This window comes from Ideonella sp. P3_A4 (assembly GCF_056403075.1).
Map to the genome: position 1 here is coordinate 1 of NZ_JBFUGE010000518.1, position 4,312 is coordinate 4,312.

The following is a 4,312-nucleotide window of genomic DNA, read 5'->3' on the forward strand; positions in this document are numbered from 1 at the left end:
ACCCCATCCATCGGCGAGCTGACGTTTGGCGTGTCGCTCAAACTGCCGCCGTGACAGCAGGCGCGGCCGTGCACGTTGAACGAGCTGACACGTTGCCCATCGCCAGACCATCTCCACCCCTCGTCAAGGCGAATCAAGGTTCGAATGAATTCTCGACGCCGAGCGGCAGACACTGCGCGACGGGGTCACCTCTAGCTGTTGTGTCAACTCGTCCTCCATATGATTCAACTCGCCCACGGGTGGGCATCGGCGGTGCATGGCTCCCCATCCATTGAGGGCCACTCTTGTCGCGGTGTCTGTGCGGTAGCGCACATAAGCGGGTCAAGCCGGTTGACCCAGGGCTTCTCATGGTCGTGGTCCGCAACCGCGTCAGGCCTGGCGATTGCTGAACCTCTTGGCGGCACGTCGCCGCGAATCTCTCCAGGAGACAGCAATGGCATCGCAAAACGGCACGCCCAGTGGCAATCAAGGTCAAGGCATTCAGCCCAACGCCGCCCAGAACGACTCCGAACGGCGCAACGACGGGCAAGGGCTCGGCGCCGATAAGACCCAGCGTCAACAAGATCAAACCCAAGACTCTGGCCGATCTGGCCAGATGCAGGATCGGAAGGACGCTCCGGTCCTTCAGCAGGGGACCACGCAAACCGATCCGCGTGGTGCGGGGCAGCAGTCTCAGACCGGCGCGAGCGGAAAGCAGCAGGGCAGTGGCCGCCCCGACCAGGAAGGCGCGGATGAACGCGGCATCCAGTCGGGCAGCCAGGACCGTCCCGCTGGCCAACAGTCTCAAGACGCAGGCAAGGGCGGGCAACAGAAAGGCCAAGCGCAGCCCGGGCAAAACCCGCAGGCCGGACAGAGCCAACAAGGTGACCCAAAACGCCCTGACCAGAATGATCAAGCCGGAAGCGGCCAAGGGCGCAGTGGTCAAGAGCGTCAAGGCGGCTGATCCGCAAAGCTTGCACGCCTAATACCCCCGAACAACGGCGCTCTGAGGAGCGCCATTTTTGATTCGGCACAGAGCCGATATGCACTCAACTCTGACCGACCTCAAGCCGGCGCAAAGCGCCTCGGTGTCTCCTGAAAGGTCACAGCGATGTACTTGATCCAGGTGTTGCTGCTGCACGCCCAGGGATGCAGGGGCGGCACAGCAGTTGCCCTGAGAAGGCGGACGCACGTCGCGTCATAGGAGACATCATGGTTCAAGGGAACAAGCGCTCTTCGCCGAGCAAGACAGCCACCAAGAAGTCGGACGCTGCGCCTGACGCGATCAAGCTGCTGACGACCGATCATGCCGAAGTCAAAGCGATGTTCAAGGCCTACCAGGAACTGGTAACTGCGGAAGCCGAAGAAGACGAGCGTCTGGCTCTGGCCACGCAGATCTGCGATGCACTCACGGTACACGCGACCGTGGAAGAGGAAATTTTCTACCCCGCCGCCCGCGAGGAACTCGAAGAGCAGGATCTGCTGGATGAGGCCGAGGTTGAGCATGCCAGTGCCAAGGACCTCATTGCACAGATTCAGTCCATGGAGCCATCGGAAGCCCTGTACGACGCAAAAGTCAAAGTGCTTGGGGAGTACATCGAGCACCACGTGAAGGAAGAGGAGGGCGAGCTATTTCCGAAGATGCGTAAGTCAGAGGCCGATCTGAAGGCCCTCGGCGAAGAGATGCATGCTCGCAAGCAAGAGCTTGCGGTACAGCTTGCTGAACAACCGGACGAATAGTCAGCAGGCTTGCGCCAAAAAGAGATGCGCGCCATTGGCGCGCTCTTGCTTTACAGAAGACGCTAACAACGTTCCGGCCCGGCACACCAAGGAAGCCACCCTATTGCGGTGAGCGGGCATGCGGACTGCCATAAGCTCATGCCGTTTTGGCGCTCTTAAGGATGGTCATGAACAACCTTACCGATTCCCCGCTCATCCCCGCCGACGATTGGAAGATCAGCGCAGTCCCTTCATCCGAAACACCCGCGTCGTCAAAGCCCGACACCGAAAATGGGGCCTCCGTTGCGACCCATCTGATGCAGAACGTGGTCCAAGAAGCCCACGAATCGATCGACCACTTCGCCAGCAGCATCACGCCCACCGTCCAGTCGTTGGAAGAGAGCCTGTCCGACGCGAAGAACCTGGTGCATGCGAAGAAGGTTCAGCTGAGCGAAACGCGCGCGGCATGGGCAGAGAGCCTGCGCGGCCCGGTGCGCGGCAACCCGTTGATCGCGGTTGCGGCGGCATTGGCGTTGGGTGCGGCTATCGGCCGTGTCACCCGTTGACCTCCGCACAGCACCGCTGTGGCGAGTGCCCTTTGCGCTTCGCGCTGTCAAAGCCCATCCAAGGAGTTTCATGTCGAATCCATGGCTGAAGAAGAACCCTTTCATGAGCATGTGGCTGAGCAGTGCGAACCGGATGGCAGCGCCGTTGCGCAGTCAAGCCACAGCACACGTCAAGCGGCAGATGAGTACCGCGGTAGCTGACGCGTCCCGGGAAAGTCTCAAGCTATGGTTTGGCGCCTTACCGCCGGTGGCCAGCAAGAGCAAGTCCAGAAAAAAGCGCCGATAGGCGCGGGATGCTTGCCTGCACGCTGACAAGACATAGGCCGCCGGGCAATCGATTCCTACAAACGCATCCAGATGGCTCGATTGCGGGGCCGGTATTGGGGGTGAGCATTTTTCAACGCAAGAGTGGGTGCCAGATACCTTGTCCTCCCCAAACGAGCCAGCTGGTCAGCTTCGAGTCGTTGTTGTTGACGACAACGTCGACGCAGCCGAGACTTTGAAGGTCCTGCTCGAGATAAATGGCTGCACCGCGTTCGCCGCCTTTGACGGCGAAGCTGGACTTCATGCCATCAGCAAGTTCAAGCCGCATTTGGTCATCGCTGATCTGAACATGCATAAGCTGGATGGCCGGGAGTTGGTCGCGCTTGCCCGAAAGCTTCCAGAGGGTCGCACGGCCACTTTCGTTTGCCTGTCCGCCGCCTCCAAATTGCAGGAGGAGGCGTCGTGTCTCGAGGCGGGCTTCGATACCTATGTCCAGAAGCCCATCAGCTTGGAGATGTTGTATGCGCTGATCGGCGCAGCTCGCAGTTTCAAGTAAGGGCGCACATGAAGGCAGCGTGTCGAACACGCCCACAGCGCACTCGGCTTTGGTTCAAGCGCCTGGGGATATCAGGGTTCGCGCAGCAAGCGCGCCACGAACACGGTCTCGTTCTGATTGGAGCGAACCTGGATGTCGCCGCCGTGCGCCTTGGCGACCGCGCGCGCGATGTATAGACCCAGTCCGAGGCCGGTGTCGCTGGTGGGTTCACCGCGATGCAGGCCGCGCTTGAGCGGGTCGAAGATGCCTTCCAGCTTCTGTGGATCGATCTGCTCGCCTTGGTTGTGCACCTCGACGATCAAGTCCTCTGCTTGACCCGCCACGACCACTCGCACGGGCGCGTCCTGCGAGCCATATTTCAGGGCGTTGCCCACCAGGTTGTCGAGCATACGCTGCAAGCACACTGCGTCCCATGACCCAACGGCGGACCCGTGCACCTGTAGCTCGATGAGCCGCTCGGGGTGAGCCGCCCGAAGCTGCAAGATCTCTTGTTCGAAGAGCTCGGCCATGTCCGCGGGCTGTCGATTGATCGGAATGCCCAGGCCTAATGTGACCCGGTTGAAGGCGACCAGGTCGTCCAGTAGCAACTGCATGCGCTTGCCGCTCGTCATGAGGCGGGCCGCCGCTTCGGACACCGTTGTGCCGACGTGAGCCCGAGCGAGATATATCGCAGTCATCTGGATGGCCTGCAGCGGCGTGCGCATGTCGTGTCCGAGCATGCCCAGGAAGAGATTGCGAGCCTGCTCGACGCGCTCGGTGTAGAAGGTCACAGATTCAGTCAGCGCCTGGTCGATCGCTTCGTTGAAGCGAACGATGTCGTGTACGTGCGGTGTTTGAGATTCGCAGGCCTCGAACCACAGTCGCAGCACGCTGGCCCGCAGTGCTCGGTATTCGCTGACCATCTGGTTGATGTCGAAGCCGCTTTGCGCGCGCAGCAGCCCGTGAGTCTCTGCTGCGGTTTCCGGTGCGCCGAGCAGCTGCGGTGCGTCGTCGCGCGACTTGGCCTGCTGCTCAGCGCCCGTCTGCGACGTCGAAAGGTCCTTCGCGATCGCCTGCAGGATCTGCTTGGCATGGTCGCGCAGGGCGAGACGCGTCATCGTGTTAGCGGCCGGGAGCCGGGTGGCGGCGAACGCCTCCCATTCGGCAATGATTCGTTCGATGTCGCGAAGAATGAAGTCCGCCAACCGCATGGCACCTCCGAGGTGTGAGCCCAAGAGGATAGCGCCAG

At 61.2% G+C, this 4,312-nt stretch carries 5 protein-coding genes; 4 read left to right on the top strand and 1 reads right to left on the bottom strand.

Translation table 11 applies throughout. The annotated features are described in order from the left end of the window. Nucleotides 1–433: 433 nt before the first annotated feature. The 4 genes from AC1DYI_RS27995 to AC1DYI_RS28010 all read left to right on the top strand — a co-directional run bounded on the left by AC1DYI_RS27995 (nucleotide 434) and on the right by AC1DYI_RS28010 (nucleotide 3,084). Nucleotides 434–943, top strand: coding sequence for a hypothetical protein (locus tag AC1DYI_RS27995; protein WP_477207395.1), 510 nt, complete (start codon nucleotides 434–436; stop codon nucleotides 941–943). Nucleotides 944–1,191: 248 nt separating this feature from the next. Continuing rightward, nucleotides 1,192–1,719 (top strand): hemerythrin domain-containing protein, encoded by a 528-nt coding sequence (locus tag AC1DYI_RS28000; RefSeq protein ID WP_477207396.1) that lies wholly within the window; start codon nucleotides 1,192–1,194, stop codon nucleotides 1,717–1,719. 161 nt (nucleotides 1,720–1,880) lie between these two features. Then, complete coding sequence (locus AC1DYI_RS28005) at nucleotides 1,881–2,264, top strand: hypothetical protein (protein ID WP_477207397.1); 384 nt, start codon at nucleotides 1,881–1,883, stop codon at nucleotides 2,262–2,264. Nucleotides 2,265–2,676: 412 nt separating this feature from the next. Next, on the top strand, nucleotides 2,677–3,084 hold the full coding sequence (locus AC1DYI_RS28010; protein ID WP_477207398.1) for a response regulator: 408 nt from the start codon (nucleotides 2,677–2,679) through the stop codon (nucleotides 3,082–3,084). Between the two features lie 71 nt (nucleotides 3,085–3,155). On the opposite strand, the gene AC1DYI_RS28015 is transcribed toward AC1DYI_RS28010, so the two are convergent. Beyond that, nucleotides 3,156–4,274 (bottom strand): ATP-binding protein, encoded by a 1,119-nt coding sequence (locus tag AC1DYI_RS28015; protein WP_477207399.1) that lies wholly within the window; start codon nucleotides 4,272–4,274, stop codon nucleotides 3,156–3,158. Between the last annotated feature and the right edge of the window lie 38 nt (nucleotides 4,275–4,312).

Coding starts and splice junctions, on each gene's coding strand:
- AC1DYI_RS27995 (WP_477207395.1), top strand. CDS start 434: ATGGCATCGCAAAACGGCACGCCCAGTGGCAATCAAGGTCAAGGCATT.
- AC1DYI_RS28000 (WP_477207396.1), top strand. CDS start 1,192: ATGGTTCAAGGGAACAAGCGCTCTTCGCCGAGCAAGACAGCCACCAAG.
- AC1DYI_RS28005 (WP_477207397.1), top strand. CDS start 1,881: ATGGTCATGAACAACCTTACCGATTCCCCGCTCATCCCCGCCGACGAT.
- AC1DYI_RS28015 (WP_477207399.1), bottom strand. CDS start 4,274: ATGCGGTTGGCGGACTTCATTCTTCGCGACATCGAACGAATCATTGCC.